This window comes from Pseudomonas sp. VI4.1, from assembly GCF_002029345.1.
Taxonomy (GTDB): Bacteria; Pseudomonadota; Gammaproteobacteria; order Pseudomonadales; family Pseudomonadaceae; genus Aquipseudomonas.
In genome coordinates this window covers 1-19,525 of the sequence record NZ_MULM01000179.1, presented here as the reverse complement: position 1 = coordinate 19,525, position 19,525 = coordinate 1, and the positions used below count along the sequence as shown (strand labels likewise).

The window sequence follows — 19,525 nt, the reverse complement described above, 5'->3', positions numbered from 1 at the left end:
GTCGGTTAACCGGCGATCTCTGCCATACGTTGCCACAACGAGTAGTACACGCGCCCGGATTTCTGTTCGCGGTGCAGGCGCCAGTTCTCCGGCAGGCCAAGCTTCGAAGGCGCGGTTTCGCTTTCGGTGTACACCCAGGCGTCATCGGCCAGCCATTGGCGTTCTTCAAGCAGCGCGCACACGGCAGGCAACAGATTCTGATTGAACGGCGGGTCAAGGAACACCAGGTCGTAGGCAACCGCTGTCTGGGTTTCCAGATAGCGCAAGGCATCCGCCGTCTGAATCTGGCCGGTCGAGCAGCGCAGGGTACCCAGATGTTCCTTGATGCTCGCTACCGCGATGTTGCTCGCATCCAGCGCCTGGCCCATCGCTGCGCCACGGGATAAAGCCTCGAGAAACAACGCGCCGCTGCCGGCGAATGGATCAAATACTTTTGCCCCGGCGACATAGGGTGCGAGCCAGTTGAACAGGGTTTCGCGCACCCGGTCCGGGGTCGGGCGCAGGCCCGGTGCATCGGGGAAGCTCAGCTTTCGGCTGCCCCATTCACCGCCGATGATACGCAGTTGGTTCACGCCGTTATGCACGTTGTGTACGGGTTTTTTAGGACGAGTGGCCATCAATGCTCCGGAACCCCGAGCGGTTGCTCGGCAGGTTTATCAGAAGGGGCCGGTAACGGCTTTTGTGGCACGGTCGGGCCAGCGCTGACGATGACCAGTTTGTCCGTGCTCAAGTGTTTGTTCAGTGCGGTTTTGACCTGTTCGACGGTCAGGCTCTGGGATTGCTGCATGAAATCTTCCAGATAGCTCAACGGCAGGTTGTAGAAACCCATGGCGCCGAGCTGACCGACGATATCGGCGTTGCTGGCGGTAGACAGCGGAAAGCTGCCGGCCAGTTCACGCTTGGCGTCGTCGAGTTCTTTTGCCGTCGGGCCGGTCTTGAGGTAGTCGGCGAGTACATCCTGCACCAGTTTAAGTGTGCCTTCGCTCATTTCGGCGCGGGTTTGCAGGTTGATCATGAACGGCCCACGCGCCTGCATCGGGGTGAAGCCCGAATAGACGCCGTAGGCCAGGCCACGCTTCTCGCGCACTTCGCTCATCAGCCGGGTGCCAAAACCACCGCCGCCAAGGATCTGGTTGCCCATGGACAGTGCCGCGTAGTCCGGATCGTCACGGTCGATGCCCAATTGCGCGAGCATCAGGTTGGTCTGCTTGGACGGAAACTCGATATGGCCAATGCTGGCTTTGGGTTCTGCCGGTTGCGGGATCTTCTCCAGGGCCGGTCCTTTGGGCAGCGCACCGGATACCTGTGCGGCAATCGCCTCGGCTTCGGCGCGGGACAGGTCGCCTACCAGCGCAATGACCGCGTTGCCGGAGGCGTAGGCTTTTTCATGGAACGCCTTCAGTTGCGCCAGGGTGATCGCCGGTATGGTTTTCTCCGTGCCATCGCTGGAATGCGCGTAAGGATGATCACCGTACAGGCGGTTCATCAGCTCCATACTCGCCAATTTGCCAGGGTTCTGCTTCTGGTATTCGAAACCGGCCAGCATCTGGTTCTTGATGCGCGCGAACGAATCGGCAGGGAAGGTCGGTTTGCCGACCACTTCCGAGAACAGTTTCAGCGCGGGTTCGCGTTTGTCCGCGGCGCTGAGGCTGCGCAGGGAGGCCAGTGCCATGTCCTTGAATGCGCCGTTGCCAAAGTCCGCGCCCAGGCCTTCGAAGCCCTGGGCGATGGCGCCGACATCTTTACCGGCCACGCCTTCGTTGAGCATGGCGTTGGTCAGTACGGCCAGGCCCGGCGCGTCTGCGTCCTGGCTGCTGCCGGCGGAAAAGATCAGGCGCATGTCGAACATCGGCAATTCGCGAGCCTCGACGAACAGTACCTTGGCGCCTTCGGCGGTGTTCCAGGTCTGCACATCCAGACTGCGGCGGCTGGGTGCCTTGCCATCGAGCTCGGCCAGCGATTGCAGTTTCTGGCTGGCCTTGGCCTTGTCCAGGGCTTCGCTGGCCTTTGATTCGTCGGTCTTTGCAAAGTAAAACACGGCAGACCCGACCAGTGCGGCGACGATCAGGCCGGCCAGGGCCAGGCGGGTTTTTTTACGCTCACTCATGAGTCGTCTCCTGTGGCAGGACATGGGCGACGCTGAGACGTTCGCGGGTGAAGTACAGCTTGGCGGCGTTCTGGATGTCTTGCGGAGTGACGCTTTCCAGGTCGGCCAGTTCGGTGTCCATCAACTTCCAGGACAGGCCCACGGTTTCCAGTTGGCCGATTGCGGTGGCCTGGCTGGTGATCGAGTCACGCTCGTAGACCAGGCCGGCAATGACCTGCGCGCGGACGCGTTCCAGTTCTTCGGTGGACGGCGCCGTGGTTTTCAGCTGTTCAAGCAGCTTCCACAGGCCGGCTTCAACCTGGGCCATGGTTTTGTTTTTCTGGGTGTTCGGTGTTGCCGACAGGGTAAACAGGCTGTCGCCACGGGTATAGGCGTCGTAGCTCGACGAACCGCCCGACACCAGTTCTTCGCCGCGTTCCAGTTGCGTCGGGATGCGGCCGCTGTAGCCGCCATCGAGCAGGGCGGAAATCAGGCGCAAGGCGTTCACCGGGCGTTTGTCTTCGGCGGTGGCGATGCTGGGCACGTTGAAGCCCAGCATCAGGCTTGGCAGTTGGGTCTGCACGTGCAAGGTGATCTGGCGTTCGCCGGGTTCGGCCAGCTCCAGCGGGATTTTCGCCGCCGGCACGTCACGCTTGGCGATCGGGCCGAAGTAGCGTTGGGCCAGGGTTTTGACTTCATCCGGCGTCACGTCGCCCACCACCACCAGGGTGGCGTTGTTCGGCACGTACCAGGACTGGTACCAGTGGCGCAGCTCTTCGACCTTCATGCGGTCCAGGTCCGCCATCCAGCCGATGGTCGGCGTGTGGTAGCCGCTGGCCGGGTAGGCCATGGCCTTGAAACGTTCGTAGGCCTTGGACATCGGCTTGTCGTCGGTGCGCAGGCGACGTTCCTCTTTAATGACCTCGATCTCGCGGGCGAACTCGTCCGGCGGCAGGCGCAGGGTGGCCATGCGGTCGGCTTCCAGCTCGAAGGCCACGCCCAGGCGGTCGCGGGCCAGGACCTGGTAATAGGCGGTGAAGTCGTCGCTGGTAAAGGCGTTCTCTTCGGCACCGAGGTCGCGCAGGATCAGGGAGGCCTCGCCGGGGCCGACTTTCTCGCTGCCCTTGAACATCATGTGTTCCAGGGCGTGGGACAAACCGGTCTGACCCGGCGTCTCGTAGCTGGAGCCGACCTTGTACCAGACCTGGGAAACCACCACCGGCGCACGATGGTCCTCGCGCACGACGACCTTCAGGCCGTTATCGAGGGTGAATTCGTGGGTGGGTTGTGGATCGGCAGCCAGGGCCGAAAGGGGCAGGCAAACTGTGCTGAGCAGCAGGCCTGCAGCGCGGCGGGCTAGAGCATTCATTCGTTTTTAAACCTTTGGGGCTGCCCGCTTGTTCTTAGCGTCAGCGGGCGAGAGGGTGCTAGGATACTGATCCGTTTTACTGGCGGCCACGCCTATCAGGCCTTTGTGTTTGATCAGGTTGTATGGGTTTGCGGCAAAAGGCTGTGGTTTATCGACTAGACTTTGCTTTTTCGCCGATTTTGCCGCTTCAGTCCTTCGTGAAATCGATTTTGTAAGGTGCCGTTTGCACCTCGATAAAATGTTGCGCGTGAACAAGCTGGATCAATCGCAGTCTGTTCAGCATCGAATATTCATTTGCCGAGGCGCCCTTTGGCGCGTCGCTACTGTGAGATAGCCGTCCTCCATGTTTGGTTCCAACGACGACAAGAAAGCCCCAGCTGCGGCTGGCGAGAAGAAAAGCCTGTTCGGATGGCTGCGCAAAAAGCCGCAGGAACCCGTCGTCGAACAGCCACAGCCACTTCCTGAGCTGCCTGAGCCAACGCCTGCGCCGGTCATCGGTGAACAGCCCGCGCCGGTGGTCTTGCCGATCGCCGAGCCGGTGTTGCAACCGGTCACCGAGCCTGAATCCCGGGTCGTGGCCGACACCGTGCCCCAGTATCCGTTGACCCCCACCGCCGAGCCCTGGCTGACATTGCCTGTGGCAGAGGAGCCGGTGGCATTGGTCGAAGATGAACTGGCGCCGCATATTGCGCCACCGATTCCAGCCCCGACTGCCTTTGCTCTCGAGCCGGTTCAGCCACCGGTGGTGGCGCCGGTGGTCGCTCCCGTTGTGGTGGCCGAGCCTGTTCCGGTGATTCCGGAGCCTGTGGCTCCAGCGTTTGTTGCTCCGGTTGCTCGAGAACCCGTTCCCGTTGCGGCTCCGGTTGCTCCAGCTCCAGCTCCTGTTCCTGTTCCCGTTTCGGCTCCGGTTGTCCCAGCCCCCGCGCCTGTCGTTGTTCCGGTTGTTCCGGCACCCGTTCCTGTTACTGCCCCCGTTGCTCCGGCACCTGCCGTCCCCGTCGAAGCACCCGCAGCGCCTGTGCGTACTGAGGAAACCAAGGCCGGTTTCTTCGCCCGTCTCAAGCAAGGCCTGTCCAAGACCAGTGCCAGCATCGGCGAAGGCATGGCCAGCCTGTTCCTGGGCAAGAAGATCATCGATGACGAGCTGCTCGAAGACATCGAGACCCGTCTGTTGACCGCCGATGTGGGCGTCGAAGCCACTTCGGTGATCATCCAGCGCCTGACCCAGAAGGTCGCGCGCAAGGAGCTGGCCGATGCGGATGCGCTCTACAAGTCCCTGCAGGCCGAGCTGGCGGCAATGCTCAAGCCCGTCGAGCAGCCGCTGAAGATCACCTCGCAGAACAAGCCGTTCGTGATTCTGGTGGTCGGTGTCAATGGTGCCGGCAAGACCACTACCATCGGCAAGCTGGCGAAGAAGCTGCAGCTCGAAGGCAAGAAGGTCATGCTGGCGGCGGGTGACACGTTCCGCGCCGCAGCGGTCGAGCAGTTGCAGGTCTGGGGCGAGCGCAACAAGATCCCGGTGATTGCCCAGCACACCGGCGCCGACTCGGCATCGGTGATCTTCGACGCCGTGCAGGCCGCCAAGGCCCGTGGCATCGACGTCCTGATTGCCGACACCGCCGGTCGCCTGCACACCAAAGACAACTTGATGGAAGAGCTGAAGAAGGTGCGCCGGGTGATCAGCAAGCTCGATGCCGACGCGCCCCACGAAGTGTTGCTGGTTCTGGATGCCGGCACCGGCCAGAACGCCATCAACCAGGCCAAACAGTTCAACCAGACCGTCGAATTGACCGGCCTGGCACTGACCAAACTCGACGGCACCGCCAAGGGCGGGGTGATTTTCGCCCTGGCCAAGCAGTTTGGCCTGCCGATTCGCTACATTGGCGTCGGTGAAGGCATCGATGATTTGCGTACTTTTGAAGCAGAACCCTTTGTCCAGGCACTGTTTGCCGAGCGGGAGCGTTCATGATTCGTTTCGAACAGGTCGGTAAACGCTACCCGAACGGTCACGTCGGCTTGCATGAGCTGAGCTTTCGAGTCCGTCGGGGCGAATTCTTGTTTGTCACCGGCCATTCCGGCGCCGGTAAAAGCACTCTGTTGCGGCTGCTGTTGGCCATGGAACGCCCGACCACGGGCAAATTGCTGCTGGCCGGGCAAGACCTGGCCACCATCAGCAACGCGCAGATACCTTTCCTGCGTCGGCAGATCGGCGTGGTGTTCCAGAACCACCAGTTGTTGTTCGATCGCACGGTGTTCAACAACGTCGCATTGCCGTTGCAGATTCTTGGCCTGTCCAAGGCCGAGATCGTCAAGCGTGTGGACTCGGCCCTGGAGCGCGTGGCGCTGTCGGACAAGACCGATCTGTACCCGGGCGATCTGTCTACCGGTCAGCAACAGCGCGTCGGCATCGCCCGTGCAATCGTCCACCGCCCGGCCCTGCTGCTGGCGGACGAACCGACCGGTAACCTCGACCCGCGCCTGGCAGCCGAAATCATGGGCGTCTTCGAAGACATCAACCGCCTGGGCACCAGCGTACTGATCGCCAGTCACGACCTGGCGCTGATCGCTCGCATGCGTCACCGCATGCTGACCTTGCAACGCGGCCGATTGATCGGCGACGGGGAGGCCGCGGTATGAGCGCGACACGCAGCCCCAAGGTGTCCGAGCGCGTAGCGCCCAAGGGTGCCGATCCGCAACCGCAGAAGAAAAAACGCGACGATGACGATGGTCCGGATTTCGCCACGCTGCTGCGCGCCTGGATCGAAAGCCATCGTGCCAGCATGGTGGATAGTTTGCGACGCCTGGGCAAGCAGCCGGTCGGCAGCTTTTTCACCTGCATGGTGATGGCGGTTGCTCTCAGTCTGCCCATGGGCCTGTCACTTTTGCTAGGTAACGTCGAACGCCTCGGCGGTTCCTGGCAGCGTGCGGCGCAGATTTCCCTTTATCTGCAAATCGACGCCAGCCCGACCGAGGGCGAGGCGTTGCGCGAGCAGATCAAGGGCATGCCCGGGGTCGCGGAGGCCGACTATGTCGGCCGCGATCAGGCGCTCGAAGAGTTCCAGCAACAGTCCGGACTGGGCGAGGCCCTGAAGGAATTGCCGGAAAACCCGTTGCCAGGCGTGGTGCTGGTGACGCCGAACGAAGTCGACAAGCCTGCGCTTGAAGCATTGAGACAAAAACTTTCCGAGCTGCCGAAGGTACAACAGGCGCAACTTGATCTAGTCTGGGTCGAGCGTCTGGCAGCCATCCTCAAGCTGGGCGACCGTTTTGTCTTCGGTCTGACCGTGCTTCTGGTTTCTGCATTACTTTTGGTGATAGGCAATACCATTCGTCTTCATATTGAAAACCGCCGCACAGAGATAGAAGTGATTAAACTCGTGGGCGGCACTGACAGCTATGTGCGCAGGCCTTTTCTGTATATGGGTGCGCTGTATGGCTTTGGTGCGGGGATTCTTTCATGGGGCGTACTGGCGTTCGGCCTGGACTGGCTGAACGACGCGGTAGTCGGGCTGGCCGGTTTGTACGGCAGTGATTTCGCGCTGGCCGGCGTGCCGGTTGCCGACGGTCTGTCGCTCTTGCTTGGCGCGGTGCTGTTAGGGTATATCGGTGCATGGATTGCAGTCGCACGCCACCTGAGGGAGCTTGCGCCTAAGTAGTATCATTTTGCTCGTATTGACCTTTCAGCTTTTATGGGTTTAGGGAACTTGTTCTTTGGTTTCCGGTCAATTTTCGCAGTGCTGAACTGCACGAGTTTGTAAGTCGGAGGTTTTTTCGTATGACCAATTCTTTGCAACCTGCATATGCTCTGGTCCCGGGTGCGAACCTGGAGGCCTATGTGCACACCGTCAACAGCATTCCATTGCTGACGCCGGAGCAGGAGCGTGAACTGGCCGAGAGTCTCTATTATGAGCAGGATTTGGGGGCGGCTCGGCAGATGGTGCTCGCCCACCTGCGTTTTGTCGTACATATCGCCCGTAGCTATTCCGGCTACGGCCTGGCTCAGGCTGACCTGATTCAGGAAGGCAACGTCGGCCTGATGAAGGCCGTGAAGCGCTTCAACCCGGAAATGGGTGTGCGTCTGGTTTCGTTCGCTGTGCACTGGATCAAGGCGGAAATCCACGAGTTCATCCTGCGCAACTGGCGCATCGTGAAAGTCGCGACCACCAAGGCCCAGCGCAAGCTGTTCTTCAACCTGCGCAGCCAGAAGAAACGTCTGGCGTGGCTGAACAACGAGGAAGTCCACCGTGTGGCGGAAAGCCTTGGCGTAGAGCCGCGGGAAGTGCGCGAGATGGAAAGTCGCCTGACCGGCCATGACATGGCCTTCGACCCAGCCGCGGAAGCGGACGACGACAGTGCATTCCAATCGCCGGCCAACTATCTGGAAGACCACCGGTACGACCCGGCCCGTCAACTGGAAGATGCCGACTGGAGCGACAACTCCAACCACAACCTGCACGAAGCGCTGGAAGTGCTGGACGACCGCAGCCGTGACATCCTCTACCAGCGCTGGCTGGCAGAAGAAAAAGCCACGCTGCACGACCTGGCGCAGAAGTACAACGTGTCGGCCGAGCGTATTCGTCAGCTCGAGAAGAGCGCGATGAACAAGCTCAAGTTGTCGATTGCTGCATAACCTGCACACCGGCAATAAAAAACGCCCCGTTCATTGATCGGGGCGTTTTTGTTGGTGCCCGGAATCTTAAGCCTGGCGCTGCTCTTGTAGGAGCTGGCTTGCCGGCGAATCAGGCGACTCGGTGTGTCAGGCATACCGCCTTCGCTGGCAAGCCAGCTCCTGCAAGGGGCGCGGCGTTAATTTGACCAAGGCGCCCGGCGCGAATCGTTGATGCCCACCAGATAACTGTCGCCACCCAGCTGGCTCATCTGCTGCCGAATCCACCCCGCCCGCCGGGCTACGTAGTTGGTCGGATGACTGGCGCTCCACACGCGCGGGTTGGGCAGTACGGCCGCCAGCAAACTTGATTGCTGTCGGCTCAGCCCCTTGGCGCTTACGCCAAAATGATGCCGAGCCGCCGCTTCAGCGCCAAACACCCCTTCATCCCACTCCACGCTGTTGAGGTACACCTCAAGAATCCGCTGCTTGGGCCAAAGAACTTCGATCAACCCGGTAAACCAGGCTTCCAGGCCTTTGCGCAGCCAGCTGCGGCCGGACCACAGGAACAGGTTTTTCGAGACCTGCTGGCTCAGGGTGCTGGCACCCCGAATAGTGCCGCCGAGCTCGTTGTGGGCCAATGCTTTCTGGATCGCACCGAAGTCAAAACCCCAGTGCTCCGGGAATTTCTGGTCCTCGCCCGCAATCACCGCGACTTTCAGGTCGTCGGAGATTTCATCCCAGGGCTTCCAGGTGCGTTGCAGGTCAATCGGCTCGCCGTCGATCCAGGATTCGATCTTGCGCTCGACCATCAGCGTGGTCCCTGGCGGTGGCACCACGCGAAAAATCAGGACCAGCACTACGCTGCCGCCCGCGAACCAGAGCAGGGCCTTCATGAATCGTCGTAAGAATAAACGCAGCATAGAGATGGCTTGGCCGAACCCGTCGAGCGGGCCATTATACAGACCCTGTGGATCGAGTCTGACTGGAGTTCTTCATGCTGCGTGGCTTTCTGATGCTGGCCGCTTTCTTCGGCTTCACCGGCGTTGCCCTTGGCGCGTTCGCCGCTCACGGCTTGAAAAGCCGTCTGACGCCCGAATACCTGGCGATCTTCCACACCGGCGTCACCTACCAGTTGGTGCACACCTTGGCATTATTGGGCGTGGCGCTGCTGGCCACGCAGATCCCCGGTCGCTTGATCGGCTGGGCCGGGGCGTCCTTTGCCATCGGCATCCTGCTGTTTTCCGGCAGTTTGTACGTGTTGACCATGACCGGCATCAGCAAGCTGGGCATCATCACGCCCTTCGGCGGCCTGGCATTCCTGGTTGGCTGGTTCTGCCTGGGCCTCGCCGCCTGGCGGTTGGCCTGATCCCCCCCCCCTGTAGGAGCTGGCTTGCCAGCGAAGGCGTACTTTCAGACAACAATGATGTCGACTGTAAGGGCCTCTTCGCTGCAAGCCAGCTCCTACAGGGGGCAAGGCGCGTCTGTCCAAATCATGACGAATGGCTTGGGTCGCCAAGACTGATCGGGCTAGAATGCCAGCCCCTAAAAATGATGGCGGCCCTTCGGTATGCGCATTCAATTGAACGGCGAATCCCTTGAACTGCCCGACGGTGAAACCGTTGCGGCCCTGCTGACCCGTCTGGAGCTGACCGGACGCCGGGTGGCGGTCGAACTCAATCTGGATATCGTCCCGCGCAGCCAGCATGCTGAAACCACGCTGAACGACGGCGATTCGGTCGAAGTGGTCCACGCCATCGGCGGCGGCTAGCCGTCGGGCCCGCAAGGGCACAGAATTCTGCAAGAACCTCACCCCAACAGAGGATTTCCCATGAGCATCGTTCGTAGCGACAAGCCCTTCGTCCTGGCCGGTCGTACCTACCAGTCGCGTTTGCTGGTAGGCACCGGCAAGTACCGCGACATGGAAGAAACCCGCCTGGCCATCGAAGCCTCGGGTGCCGAGATCGTCACCTTCGCCGTGCGCCGCACCAACCTCGGCCAGAACCCGGGCGAACCGAACCTGCTCGAAGTCCTGTCGCCGGACCGCTACACCTTCCTGCCGAACACCGCCGGTTGCTTCGACGCGACCGAGGCTGTGCGCACTTGCCGCCTGGCCCGTGAGCTGCTCGGCGGCCACAACCTGGTGAAGCTGGAAGTACTGGCCGACCAGAAAACCCTGTTCCCCAACGTGATCGAAACCCTCAAGGCCGCCGAAGTGCTGGTCAAGGAAGGTTTCGACGTGATGGTCTACACCAGCGATGACCCGATCATCGCCCGTCAACTGGCGGAAATCGGCGTTATCGCGGTCATGCCGCTGGCCGGTCTGATCGGCACGGGCCTGGGGATCTGCAACCCGTACAACCTGCAGATCATCCTCGAAGAAGCCAAGATCCCTGTGCTGGTGGATGCCGGTGTCGGTACCGCCTCTGACGCCACCATCGCCATGGAACTGGGCTGCGAAGCGGTGCTGATGAACTCGGCCATTGCCCATGCCCAGCAGCCGATCATGATGGCTGAAGCCATGAAACACGCGATCGTCGCGGGCCGCCTGGCCTACCTCGCCGGCCGCATGCCGAAAAAACTCTATGCCAGCGCGTCCTCGCCGCTGGATGGTCTGATCAAGTAAGAGCCATTGATGACTGAATCAAACGACACGCCTATCCAGACGGAAGAAGGCGACGAGCGCCAACACCGCCGCATCAAGAGTTTCGTGATGCGCGCCGGGCGCATGACCGAAGGCCAGCAGCGCGGTCTGGACCAGGGCACGCCGCTGTTCGTGCTGCCGTTGGCCGATGCGCCGGTGGACTTCGATCAAGTGTTCGGCCGTTCGGCGCCGCGCTCGCTGGAAATCGGTTTCGGCATGGGCCATTCGCTGCTGGAAATGGCTGCAGCCTCGCCGGAACAGGATTTCATTGGCGTGGAAGTGCACCGTCCGGGTGTTGGCGCGCTGCTCAATGGCGTGCTGACCCAGGGCCTGACCAACCTGCGGGTCTACGATTGCGATGCGATCGAAGTGCTCAACCGTTGCGTGGCCGACAACAGCCTCGATCGCCTGATGCTGTTTTTTCCGGACCCGTGGCACAAGAGCCGCCACCACAAGCGCCGTATCGTTCAGGCCTCGTTCGCGGAGCTGGTGCGCAGCAAGTTGAAGGTCGGCGGGGTGCTGCACATGGCCACCGACTGGGAACCGTATGCCGAGTACATGCTGGAAGTGATGAACGTCGCGCCGGGTTATCGCAATCTGGCCGAAGACGGCAAGTGCGTCCCGCGCCCGACCGAGCGTCCGATCACCAAGTTCGAACGCCGCGGCGAAAGGCTTGGGCATGGGGTTTGGGATCTGAAGTTCGAAAAACAGTCTTAAATCATACGCCATACCAACTGTGGGAGCGGGCTTGCTCGCGAAGGCGGTGTATCAGTCGATATTAATGTCGACTGACACCCCCTCTTCGCGAGCAAGCCCGCTCCCACAGTCGTATTGTGTTGTGTTTGAGTCAGCGGCGGTCGGCTACCACGCCGATCAACACCAGCACCACCAGCAACACCGGCGCCAGGCTGTAGTTGTTGAACTGACTCAGGCCTTTGATGATCCACGGTGTGGCGTAGATCAGCGCCACGCCGCTGCCGACCATGCACACCAGGGCCATCAGCGGCACGCGCAAGGCGCCGGCGATGCTGCCCAGGCGTTGATCGACCCAGCCTTTTATATCCGCGCCAAACAGCACCAGCAGACAACCCACCAGGGCCAGGGCGATTTCCGAGAGATTGCTGCGACTCCAGCGGGACGCCGTGGCGAGCAGGTCGAGTACCAAATCCATTCGATTTCCTTATGTCAGAAATGTCTGCAACAAGTCATTGAGAAACAGTTGTCCGCGCATCGTGGCTGCCAGACGTGACGGTTCGACCTGCAACAAGCCACTTTGTTCGGCCTCGCGACGGCCTTCGGCGAGGCTTTCCAGGGTCATGCCGGTGCGCTCGGGGTACAGTCGCGATTCGACGCCTTCGGTCAGGCGCAGGGCGTTCATCAGGAATTCGAACGGCATCTCTTCGTTGGTCAGGGCTTTCTCCCCGGCCTGGAAGCTTTTGGCGGGATTGAGGTAGTCCTTCGGCAGGCGCGTCTTCCAGGTACGCACGATGCGTCCGTCCGGATGGCTGAGCTTGCCGTGGGCGCCGGCGCCGATGCCGATGAAATCGCCGAAACTCCAGTAATTGAGGTTGTGCCGCGCCGCACGCCCCGGTTGGGCATAGGCCGAGACTTCGTATTGCGCATAACCGTGCTCGGCCAGCAGGGCCTGACCGGCTTCCTGGATGTCCCACAAGGTGTCGTCTTCCGGCAGCGTCGGTGGCTGGTTCCAGAACACGGTGTTCGGCTCCAGCGTCAGCTGGTACCAGGACAAGTGGGTCGGCTTCAGGGCAATGGCCTGGCGCAGGTCGCCCAGGGCGTCGTCCAGGGACTGATCGGGCAGCCCGTGCATCAAGTCCATGTTGAAGTTGTCGAAGCCTGCCTGGCGGGCCATGCCGGCGGCACGCACGGCTTCATCGCCGTTGTGAATCCGCCCCAGGGCCTTGAGTTTTTCTTCTTGAAAGCTCTGGATGCCGATCGACAGGCGATTGATCCCCAGTTTTCGGTAGGCGACGAACTTTTCCTGCTCGAACGTTCCTGGATTGGCTTCCAGGGTGATTTCAATGTCGCTGGCAAACGCTATGCGTTGCTCGACGCCTTTGAGCAAGCGGCCCAACGCCTCGGCGCTGAACAGGCTTGGCGTACCGCCACCAAAAAAGATCGAGCTCAGCTCACGGCCGTAGACGGCGTGCAGGTCCTGATCGAGGTCGGCCAGCAAGGCGTCCACATACTCTTCTTCCGGCAGCACCGGGCTGGCGGTATGGGAGTTGAAGTCGCAATAGGGGCATTTGCGCACACACCACGGGATGTGGATGTACAACGCCAGGGGCGGCAGCATGGGGAGCGCAGCCCGTGGCGATTGTGCGGCACCGCCGAAGATCAGCGGCGACGCGGACGAGTCATGGGTCATTTCAAGCCCAAACGCTGGCGCAGCAGATCCATTGCACGGGCGCGGTGGCTGATGAGGTTTTTTTCGCTCGGGCTCAGTTCTGCACTGGAGCAATCGCGCTCCGGCACCCAGAACAGCGGATCGTAGCCAAAGCCGTGTTCGCCACTGGCCGCAGGCAGGATACGCCCGTGCCACAGGCCTTCGCAGAGGATCGGCAACGGATCCTCGGCATGCCGCACCAACGCCAGCACGCAGACGAACTGTGCGCCACGCTCGGCTTCAGGCACGTCTTTCAAGGCGTCGAGCAGTTTGGCGTTGTTCGCCGCATCGCCCAGACCGTCGGCATAACGCGCCGAATAGATCCCTGGCGCACCGCCGAGGAAGTCCACCGCCAGCCCCGAATCGTCGGCCAGCGCCGGTAAACCGGAGATGCGCGCGGCATTGCGGGCCTTGAGGATGGCGTTTTCGACGAACGACAGGCCGGTTTCTTCAGGCTCGACGCTGCTGAACTCGCCGATCGAGCGCAAGTGCACCGATTCGCCGAGCATGGCCTGGAGTTCCTTGAGTTTGCCGGCGTTATGGCTGGCCAGTACGAGTTGCGTGAAATTGATCATTCGCCGGGGAAGAGCTCTTGGTTGAAATTGATGGTGTTGATTTTATCGCCGTTCTGCACCTTGATGTTGAAGGTCCGGATTTCTTGCTGATCGACCGGGAACTGGGCGATGTAGTAGATCGCGCCTTGTTCAGTGATCTGTTTGAACTTCAACGGCACGGTCTGGCTGGTCAGGTCTTTCACCGATCCGCTGACTTCAGCGGTCAGAGGCTTGCCATCCTTGAGCACGGAGACGTTGATCACACCCTGGTTCTTGCTTCGCGTCAGCCCGGCCGCTTTGGCGATATCGGGTGTCAGGAAGGTGGAATTGAACGTGTTGTAATGCACCGTCACGTCGCCAAAGGTTTCTTTGCGCTCGCCCTTGATGACGTCGGCGGCCATGGCCGTGACGCTCAGGCAGGCAGTGAGTAAAAACAGCGCTAGACGACCCATGATGTTCTCCTCGTAGTGTCGCTGTTCAGACCGCGACCTTGTGGTCTTGCAGCCCCGGGCTGCTGACGCGGTAAATACCGATCTCACCTAACAGATTAGGCCATAGCTTACTGGCCCACCCGTGCCGATGCTGTTGATCCACGGCCAGCCGATCAATGACCTTGGCTTCACGTTCGCGGCACAAGGCTTCAAAGTCAGCGAAGGTGCAGAAGTGGATGTTCGGCGTGTTGTACCAGGTGTAGGGCAGAAACTCGGAAACCGGCATCCGCCCCTTGCTCGCCAGGTACCAGCGGCAGCGCCAGTGGCCGAAGTTGGGAAACGTGATGATGCATTGGCGACCGACCCGCAGCATTTCCTCGAGAATCCTGTCCGGGTAATGCACCGCTTGCAGCGCCTGGGTCATGACCACGATGTCGAAGCTGTCGCTGGCGAAGTTGCCGAGGCCCTTGTCCAGGTCCTGCTCGATGACGTTGATGCCCTTGGCCACGCATTCGGCGATGTTGTCCGGGTCGTTTTCCAGGCCATAGCCAGTGACCTGCTTGTTGTCCCGCAGCCAGGTCAGCAACTCGCCATCACCGCAGCCGAGGTCGAGCACGCGGCTGCCGGCGGGGATCCATTCCTGGATGATTTCCAGATCGGCTCTCATGTCTTCCTCAAAGCGATATACGTTTCATGTAGTTGCTGAACGCCTGCAGATAACGCGGGATCGGAATCAGGAAGGCGTCATGACCTTGCGGAGCGTCGATTTCCAGGTAGCAGACGTCTTTTTTCGCCGCCATCAGCGCATCCACCAGTTCCCGCGAGCGGGCCGGAGAGAAGCGCCAGTCGGTGGTGAAGGACATCACGCAGAATTTGGCGGTGGCGCCGGCGAAGGTTTTCGCCAGGTCATCGTCGAAGTTCGCCGCCGGGTCGAAGTAGTCCAGCGCCTTGGTCATCAGCAGGTAAGTGTTGGCGTCGAAACGCCCGGAGAACTCTTCGCCCTGATAACGCAGGTAGCTTTCGACCTGGAACTCGACGCTATGGAAGTCGTAGTTGAGCTTTTCGCTCTTCAGGCCGCGGCCGAATTTCTCGCCCATGGAGTCGTCGGACAGGTAGGTGATGTGCCCGACCATCCGCGCCAGCATCAACCCGCGCTTGGGGATCACACCCGCTTCCTGGAAGGAGCCGCCGTGGAATTCGGGGTCGGTGAGGATCGCCTGGCGCGCCACTTCGTTGAACGCGATGTTCTGCGCCGACAGCTTGGGTGCCGAGGCGATGGCCAGGCAGTGCCGCACGCGGTCCGGATAAGTGATGGTCCACTGCAGCGCCTGCATGCCGCCGAGGCTGCCGCCAATCACGGCCGCCCACTGGCGGATGCCGAGCAGGTCGGACAAGCGTGCCTGGCTGTGCACCCAATCTTCCACGGTCAGTACCGGGAAGTCGGCACCGAACGGCTTGCCGGTCTCCGGGTTGATGCTGCTCGGGCCGGTAGAGCCGTTGCAGCCGCCGAGGTTGTTCAGGCTGACCACGAAGAACGTGTTGGTGTCGATCGGTTTGCCGGGGCCGATGCAGCTGTCCCACCAACCGGGTTTGCGGTCGTCGGGGCTATGGAAGCCGGCGGCATGATGGTGGCCGGACAAGGCGTGGCAGATCAGCACGGCATTGCTCGCCGTGGCGTTCAGCGTGCCGTAGGTCTCGTAGATCAGGTCATAAGCTGGGAGCGAACGGCCACAGGCCAGGGCCAGGGGTTCGCTGAAGTGCGCCACTTGCGGCGTCACCAGACCAACAGAATCGGGGGGGAAGGCAGTTGGCATCGACCCTGCTCTCGTTGAAATGAGGCGTAAGTCTAAAGACCGGGGGGGTTAGCGGCAAGCAAAGGCCGGGCCTGATTGTTTCATGTCAAATCGAGGCGCGGCCTTCGCGGGCAAGCCTCGCTCCAAAGGGATCGCATAAATCCCGTAGGAGCGAGGCTTGCCCGCGAAGAACGATGACGCGGTCAGCCTGCCGTACGCAGCAGATCAGGCAAATCCGGCAGCTTCTTCGGCGAACAAATCCGCACCCGCTTCTGCCGGTTCAACTCGCCACTGATCAAGCTCACCGGATCAGATCAGCCCGAGCAGCCCGTTGGGCATGAGGGCGAAGTACGCAAGGCGTGGGATCAGCCAGCTTTGCAGCAGCTGGATCACGATAAACGCGAAGATCGGCGAGATATCCAGACCACCCAGGCTCGGAATGATCCGGCGGAACGGAGCGAGTACCGGTTCTGTGATCTGTGCGACCAGTTCAGCGCCCGGATTGTGGCTGCCCGGTGCAACCCAAGACAGGATCACGCTGATGATCATCGCGTAGAAAATAATATTCAAAAACAGCGAGAAGAGCGCGATCAGTGCCCATGGCACCAGAAGCAGCCAGTCGACCATGAAGCCTTTGAGCAGCAGGATGACTGCAATCAACAGCATCTGAATGATCAACGCCAGTACCAGCGACGACATGTCCAGCCCGAACATGCTCGGGATCACCCGGCGCAGAGGCTTGAGCAGCGGTTGCGTGGCTTTGACGATGAACTGGCAGAGTGGGTTATAGAAGTTCGCCCTGACCAGTTGCAGGATGAAGCGCATCAGCACAATCAGCAGGTACAGGCTGCCTAGGGTTTTAATGATGAAAATGGCAGCGTCATTGAGTCCGAGCATCTTTGATTCCTTTGTAAGAGCTGATTAGCGACCGAGTTGCTCAGCCATCTCGGCCGAGCGGTGAGCAGCGGCGCCGAGTGCTTTTTCTACCAGGGCTTCGAAGCCCCCGGCCTGGAACGACTTGATCGCAGCTTCCGTAGTGCCCGCAGGCGATGTCACGCGACGACGCAGTTCGGCGGCATCGACGTCACTGGCGACTGCCATGTGCGCGGCGCCCAATGCAGTTTGCAGGGTCAGTTGTGCGGCGATATCCGCTGGCAGGCCGAGCTTTACGCCGGCAGCGGTCATGGCCTCGATCAGCAGGAAGAAGTACGCCGGGCCGCTGCCGGAGACGGCGGTGACTGCGTCCAGTTGCTGCTCTTCGTCCAGCCACAGCGCGATGCCGACGGCGGATAACAACGTTTGCGCCTGCTGGCGTTGTTCGGCGTTCACTTCGGCCGTTGCGTACAAACCGCTTACGCCCTGACGCAGCAGCGCCGGGGTGTTGGGCATGCAACGCACGATCGGTTGGGCGCCGAGCCAGCTGTTCATGCTGGCGCAGGTGATACCGGCGGCGATCGACACCACCAGTTGATTCGGCTTGAGGCTTGGGCGAATGGCTTCGCAGACGGCTTTCATCGCCTGGGGTTTGACTGCCAGCACGACCACATCGGCGTCCTGGATGGCTTGGGCGTTGTCGGCGAATACTTCGATGCCGTGCTCGGCGTTCACACGGGCGCGGGTGTCGGCGCCCGGATCGCTGGCGCGGATCTGCGCAGCGTCCAGACCCTTGGCGCGCAAGCCGCCGATCAGGCTGGCGGCCATGTTGCCGGCACCGATAAAGGCAATACGAATGTTGCTCATGTCAGGTCCTTATAGAGAGAGGTGTCAGCCATGGTTTCAAGGCTGGCTATAGTCGCGGGCACCAAAGAGCGCCGTTCCGATACGGACCCAAGTGGCACCTTGGGCAATGGCCGACTCCAGGTCGTGGCTCATGCCCATGGAAAGTGTGTCGAGCGGCAGGTTCAGGCTGGCTTGCAGACTCTGCACGGCAGCAAAGGCTGCATCCTGTTCGGCGCGATCTTCAGTCGGCTCGGGAATCGCCATCAGTCCGCGCAACTCGAGATTCGGCAGGGCGCTGATGGCATTGGCCAGGGCCGGCAGATCGGCCGGGGTGCAGCCGGATTTACTCGCTTCACCGCTGACATTGACCTGGATGCAGATGTTCAGGGGGGGCAAATCGGCGGGACGTTGTTCGGACAGGCGTTGTGCGATTTTCAATCGATCCACGGAGTGCACCCAGGCGAAGTGCTCGGCGATAGCGCGAGTCTTGTTCGATTGAATGGGGCCGATGAAGTGCCAGATCAAGGGCAGGTCGGCCAATTCGAGCTGTTTGCCCAGGGCTTCCTGCAGGTAATTTTCGCCAAAGTCGCGGATCCCGGCGGCATAGGCTTCGCGCAGTGCTGCAGCGGGCTTGGTTTTGCTCACAGCCAGCAGCTGGACGCTGTTTTCGTCACGATGGGCGGCAACAGCCGCGGCGTGGATGCGTGAACTAACCTGAGTGACGTTGTCTGCTATCGTGGACATTCGAAAGGCGCCAGCGGGTCTGAGGGTCGCGGCATTCTACTGGAATTGAGGAACGCTATGGATATCACTGAGCTGCTGGCCTTCAGCGCCAAACAAGGTGCGTCCGACCTGCACCTGTCTGCCGGCCTGCCACCGATGATTCGCGTCGATGGCGATGTGCGGCGCATCAATCTGCCGGCACTGGACGCCAAGCAGGTCCATGAGTTGATCTACGACGTCATGAACGATGTTCAGCGGGTGGAGTTTGAAAAACACCTGGAGGCCGATTTTTCCTTTGAGGTGCCCGGTGTCGCGCGTTTTCGGGTCAATGTGTTCAATCAGAACCGCGGTGCTGGCGCGGTGTTTCGGACCATCCCGTCCAAGGTGCTGAGCATGGAGGACCTGGGGATGGGGGAAGTGTTTCGCAAGATTACAGAATCCTCCCGCGGCCTGGTGCTGGTGACCGGTCCGACCGGTTCTGGCAAGTCCACCACCCTGGCGGCCATGATCGATTACCTGAACAACCATCGCCACCATCACATTCTTACCGTCGAAGACCCGATCGAGTTCGTCCACGAATCGCGCAAATGCCTGATCAACCAGCGCGAAGTCCATCGCGATACCCGCAGCTTCGCCACAGCCCTGCGCTCGGCGCTACGGGAGGATCCGGATGTGATTCTGGTGGGGGAGATGCGTGATCTGGAAACCATCCGCCTCGCGCTGACGGCCGCCGAGACCGGTCACCTGGTGTTTGGCACGCTGCACACCACTTCGGCGGCGAAAACCATCGACAGGATTGTGGATGTGTTTCCGGGGGATGAGAAATCGATGGTGCGTTCGATGCTGTCCGAGTCGCTGCTGGCGGTGGTTTCCCAGGCCCTGGTGAAAAAGATCGGTGGCGGGCGAATAGCCGCCCACGAAATCATGCTGGGCACATCGGCGATTCGTAACCTGATCCGCGAAGACAAGGTGGCACAGATGTACTCGTCGATTCAGACCGGGGGATCGATCGGGATGCAGACGCTGGACATGTGCTTGAAGGATCTGGTGAACAAGGGCTTGATCAGCCGGGAGCATGCGCGGGAGAAAGCGCGGTCACCGGATAGTTTTTGAGGGGATTTGTGGCGCTTTCAAGGGCCTCTTCGCGGGCAAGCCCGCTCCCACAGGTGATCAATGCAGTCCTTGTGGGAGCGGGC

At 60.9% G+C, this 19,525-nt stretch carries 22 protein-coding genes and 1 pseudogene; 9 read left to right on the top strand and 14 right to left on the bottom strand.

Features of this window, described 5'->3' with window-relative positions; translation table 11 throughout:
• Positions 1 to 5 precede the first annotated feature (5 nt).
• Genes rsmD through BZ163_RS27600 form a run of 3 tightly spaced genes read right to left on the bottom strand, consistent with a single transcriptional unit; the run spans position 6 to position 3,455 of the window.
• On the bottom strand, positions 6 to 617 hold the full coding sequence (gene rsmD / locus BZ163_RS27610; RefSeq protein WP_128873538.1) for a 16S rRNA (guanine(966)-N(2))-methyltransferase RsmD: 612 nt from the start codon (positions 615 to 617) through the stop codon (positions 6 to 8).
• Positions 617 to 2,107, bottom strand: coding sequence for a pitrilysin family protein (locus tag BZ163_RS27605; protein WP_128873537.1), 1,491 nt, complete (start codon positions 2,105 to 2,107; stop codon positions 617 to 619). The genes rsmD and BZ163_RS27605 overlap by 1 nt, the downstream gene beginning before the upstream one ends.
• Positions 2,100 to 3,455 carry a pitrilysin family protein gene (locus BZ163_RS27600; RefSeq protein WP_128873536.1) on the bottom strand — a complete coding sequence of 452 codons (1,356 nt, stop codon included), beginning with the start codon at positions 3,453 to 3,455 and terminating at the stop codon, positions 2,100 to 2,102. Before BZ163_RS27600 ends, BZ163_RS27605 begins: the two co-directional genes overlap by 8 nt.
• 343 nt (positions 3,456 to 3,798) lie before the next feature.
• Here BZ163_RS27600 and ftsY point away from each other — a divergent pair, with 343 nt between their 5' ends.
• From ftsY to rpoH, 4 genes are all read left to right on the top strand, one after another.
• Positions 3,799 to 5,424 (top strand): signal recognition particle-docking protein FtsY, encoded by a 1,626-nt coding sequence (gene ftsY / locus BZ163_RS27595; RefSeq protein WP_128873535.1) that lies wholly within the window; start codon positions 3,799 to 3,801, stop codon positions 5,422 to 5,424.
• Positions 5,421 to 6,092, top strand: coding sequence for a cell division ATP-binding protein FtsE (gene ftsE / locus BZ163_RS27590; protein WP_064680267.1), 672 nt, complete (start codon positions 5,421 to 5,423; stop codon positions 6,090 to 6,092). The genes ftsY and ftsE overlap by 4 nt, the downstream gene beginning before the upstream one ends.
• A complete protein-coding gene (ftsX, locus tag BZ163_RS27585; protein ID WP_128873534.1) occupies positions 6,089 to 7,111 on the top strand; it encodes a permease-like cell division protein FtsX in 1,023 nt (340 codons plus the stop codon). Before ftsE ends, ftsX begins: the two co-directional genes overlap by 4 nt.
• A 119-nt stretch (positions 7,112 to 7,230) precedes the next feature.
• Positions 7,231 to 8,085 (top strand): RNA polymerase sigma factor RpoH, encoded by an 855-nt coding sequence (gene rpoH, locus BZ163_RS27580; RefSeq protein WP_007897890.1) that lies wholly within the window; start codon positions 7,231 to 7,233, stop codon positions 8,083 to 8,085.
• Between the two features lie 176 nt (positions 8,086 to 8,261).
• Here the strand turns inward: rpoH and mtgA are convergent, their stop codons facing one another.
• The gene (mtgA, locus tag BZ163_RS27575; RefSeq protein WP_128873533.1) at positions 8,262 to 8,984 is read right to left on the bottom strand and encodes a monofunctional biosynthetic peptidoglycan transglycosylase; all 723 of its coding nucleotides are present in this window, start codon (positions 8,982 to 8,984) and stop codon (positions 8,262 to 8,264) included.
• 74 nt (positions 8,985 to 9,058) lie between these two features.
• Here mtgA and BZ163_RS27570 point away from each other — a divergent pair, with 74 nt between their 5' ends.
• The 4 genes from BZ163_RS27570 to trmB all read left to right on the top strand — a co-directional run bounded on the left by BZ163_RS27570 (position 9,059) and on the right by trmB (position 11,422).
• Complete coding sequence (locus BZ163_RS27570; protein WP_128873532.1) at positions 9,059 to 9,430, top strand: DUF423 domain-containing protein; 372 nt, start codon at positions 9,059 to 9,061, stop codon at positions 9,428 to 9,430.
• Positions 9,431 to 9,631: 201 nt separating this feature from the next.
• Positions 9,632 to 9,832, top strand: coding sequence for a sulfur carrier protein ThiS (gene thiS, locus BZ163_RS27565; protein WP_007897898.1), 201 nt, complete (start codon positions 9,632 to 9,634; stop codon positions 9,830 to 9,832).
• A 60-nt stretch (positions 9,833 to 9,892) separates the two neighbouring features.
• Positions 9,893 to 10,687, top strand: a complete 795-nt coding sequence (locus BZ163_RS27560; RefSeq protein WP_008068101.1) for a thiazole synthase — start codon at positions 9,893 to 9,895, stop codon at positions 10,685 to 10,687.
• 9 nt (positions 10,688 to 10,696) lie between these two features.
• Positions 10,697 to 11,422: a tRNA (guanosine(46)-N7)-methyltransferase TrmB gene (trmB, locus tag BZ163_RS27555; protein WP_128873531.1), complete on the top strand. Its 726-nt coding sequence runs from the start codon at positions 10,697 to 10,699 to the stop codon at positions 11,420 to 11,422.
• A gap of 130 nt (positions 11,423 to 11,552) precedes the next feature.
• Here the strand turns inward: trmB and BZ163_RS27550 are convergent, their stop codons facing one another.
• From BZ163_RS27550 to BZ163_RS27505, 10 genes and pseudogenes are all read right to left on the bottom strand, one after another.
• The gene (locus BZ163_RS27550) at positions 11,553 to 11,876 is read right to left on the bottom strand and encodes a DUF3392 domain-containing protein (protein WP_128873530.1); all 324 of its coding nucleotides are present in this window, start codon (positions 11,874 to 11,876) and stop codon (positions 11,553 to 11,555) included.
• Positions 11,877 to 11,885: 9 nt separating this feature from the next.
• Positions 11,886 to 13,019 (bottom strand): radical SAM family heme chaperone HemW, encoded by a 1,134-nt coding sequence (gene hemW / locus BZ163_RS27545; protein WP_218190533.1) that lies wholly within the window; start codon positions 13,017 to 13,019, stop codon positions 11,886 to 11,888.
• A 68-nt stretch (positions 13,020 to 13,087) separates the two neighbouring features.
• Positions 13,088 to 13,684, bottom strand: coding sequence for an RdgB/HAM1 family non-canonical purine NTP pyrophosphatase (rdgB, locus tag BZ163_RS27540; protein ID WP_128873528.1), 597 nt, complete (start codon positions 13,682 to 13,684; stop codon positions 13,088 to 13,090).
• Positions 13,681 to 14,115: a DUF4426 domain-containing protein gene (locus tag BZ163_RS27535; RefSeq protein ID WP_128873527.1), complete on the bottom strand. Its 435-nt coding sequence runs from the start codon at positions 14,113 to 14,115 to the stop codon at positions 13,681 to 13,683. Before BZ163_RS27535 ends, rdgB begins: the two co-directional genes overlap by 4 nt.
• Before the next feature lie 25 nt (positions 14,116 to 14,140).
• The gene (gene metW / locus BZ163_RS27530) at positions 14,141 to 14,761 is read right to left on the bottom strand and encodes a methionine biosynthesis protein MetW (RefSeq protein WP_128873526.1); all 621 of its coding nucleotides are present in this window, start codon (positions 14,759 to 14,761) and stop codon (positions 14,141 to 14,143) included.
• Between the two features lie 7 nt (positions 14,762 to 14,768).
• Positions 14,769 to 15,908 carry a homoserine O-acetyltransferase gene (locus tag BZ163_RS27525; protein WP_128873525.1) on the bottom strand — a complete coding sequence of 380 codons (1,140 nt, stop codon included), beginning with the start codon at positions 15,906 to 15,908 and terminating at the stop codon, positions 14,769 to 14,771.
• 182 nt (positions 15,909 to 16,090) lie between these two features.
• Positions 16,091 to 16,192: pseudogene (locus BZ163_RS36055) on the bottom strand (YggU family protein); the annotation flags it as partial.
• 4 nt (positions 16,193 to 16,196) lie between these two features.
• Complete coding sequence (locus BZ163_RS27515) at positions 16,197 to 16,784, bottom strand: YggT family protein (protein WP_128873524.1); 588 nt, start codon at positions 16,782 to 16,784, stop codon at positions 16,197 to 16,199.
• Positions 16,785 to 16,808: 24 nt separating this feature from the next.
• The gene (gene proC, locus BZ163_RS27510; protein ID WP_128873523.1) at positions 16,809 to 17,627 is read right to left on the bottom strand and encodes a pyrroline-5-carboxylate reductase; all 819 of its coding nucleotides are present in this window, start codon (positions 17,625 to 17,627) and stop codon (positions 16,809 to 16,811) included.
• A gap of 36 nt (positions 17,628 to 17,663) precedes the next feature.
• Positions 17,664 to 18,350, bottom strand: a complete 687-nt coding sequence (locus BZ163_RS27505; RefSeq protein ID WP_128873522.1) for a YggS family pyridoxal phosphate-dependent enzyme — start codon at positions 18,348 to 18,350, stop codon at positions 17,664 to 17,666.
• Between the two features lie 57 nt (positions 18,351 to 18,407).
• On the opposite strand from BZ163_RS27505, the gene BZ163_RS27500 reads away from it, so the two are divergent.
• Positions 18,408 to 19,442 (top strand): type IV pilus twitching motility protein PilT, encoded by a 1,035-nt coding sequence (locus BZ163_RS27500; RefSeq protein ID WP_128873521.1) that lies wholly within the window; start codon positions 18,408 to 18,410, stop codon positions 19,440 to 19,442.
• The last annotated feature ends 83 nt before the right edge of the window (positions 19,443 to 19,525 follow it).